The organism is Dietzia sp. DQ11-71 (assembly GCF_014144995.1).
GTDB classification, from domain to species: Bacteria; Actinomycetota; Actinomycetes; order Mycobacteriales; family Mycobacteriaceae; genus Dietzia; species Dietzia kunjamensis.
Genome location: NZ_JAALDT010000219.1, coordinates 1 through 1,168 on the forward strand (window position 1 = coordinate 1; position 1,168 = coordinate 1,168).

The 1,168-nt window shown below is 69.5% G+C and carries 3 protein-coding genes; all 3 read right to left on the reverse strand.

What is annotated here, in order from left to right; translation table 11 throughout:
- Positions 1-289: DivIVA domain-containing protein (locus G6023_RS08610; protein ID WP_182634999.1), on the reverse strand; the 289-nt coding region annotated here is incomplete at its 3' end.
- A gap of 132 nt (positions 290-421) precedes the next feature.
- Positions 422-721 (reverse strand): YggT family protein, encoded by a 300-nt coding sequence (locus G6023_RS08615; protein WP_082923774.1) that lies wholly within the window; start codon positions 719-721, stop codon positions 422-424.
- Between the two features lie 75 nt (positions 722-796).
- Positions 797-1,168: cell division protein SepF (locus G6023_RS08620; RefSeq protein ID WP_156776291.1), on the reverse strand; the 372-nt coding region annotated here is incomplete at its 5' end.

A 1,168-nucleotide genomic window follows, 5' to 3' on the forward strand; every position in this document is an offset into this window, starting at 1 on the left:
CGGGGGTCGGCGCGGGCGCCGGGGCGGCCGGCTGCTGTGCCGTACCCGAGCCGCCGGTGGCGGCGCCGGAGGACTTGCCGGACTCGTCGGCGGCCTTGCGCGCCTTCTCGAGATCCTTGGTGAGCTCCTCCACCCGCTGGCGGAGGTCCTCGTTGTCCGAAACGAGTTCCGCGAGCTCCGTCTCGACCAGGTCGAGGAACTGGTCGACCTCGTCCTCGTTGTAGCCCCGCTTGCCGATCGGCGGCTTGGAGAACGCGACGTTGTGCACATCGGCTGGAGTCAACGGCATGGGATACCCCTCGTGGTCGTCTCGGGTGCCGGCCCGGCGTTGTCGCACCGGACCCGCGACTTCATTACTACCTTAACGGTGGCCAATCTAGTCACAATCGGCCCGCGCGTCACCAGCGGCCGCAACGGGGCCTCACGCCACGCTCATCATGAGGCCACGCAGGATCACCTGGATGACGATGATGATGACGAAGAGCACCAGCACCGACAGGTCCAGCGAGATCTGTCCCAGGCGCACGGGCTTGATGACCTTCCGCAGCGCCTTGACCGGCGGGTCCGTGACGGTGAACAGCCACTCCAATACCACGGCGAGGACGCCACGGGGGCTCCACCCGCGGGAGAACGAGGCGATCATCTCGACCACGATCCTGGCGAGGAGCATGTACCAGAAGATCTGGGTGATGATGTAGAGGACCAGCAGGATTTCACGCACGGTGTAACCCTACTGGCCCGCGACGTCGCGCCGTCACCGGCGTCCTGTCGGCCGTGGTCAACGGGGTCGGCTGCGTCAGCGCCGGAAGGCGCCGTTGACGGCGTCGCGGACCTCGGCCTCGGTGAGGTCCATGCCGGCGGGCTGCAGGAGGAAGGTCCGCTCGCGGTCGGCGACCTTCTCCATGCGGCCGTCGAGGCCGAAGACGAGTCCGGCGGCGAAGTCCACCATGCGGCGCGCATCCCCGGAGGCCATGGTCGAGAGGTCCAGCACGACGGCGCGGCCGGCGCGGAAGTGCTCGCCGAGGCTCTTGCCGTCGCCGAAGCCGCGGGGGCGCTCCACAACGGTCTCGGGCACGGTCACCAGTCCGTCCTCCACGAAGTCCTCCTCGGGCGCGAGCGCGACGGCGCCGCGGGTGGCGGGAACGCCGCGCAGGGTGGCGCGGGCCCC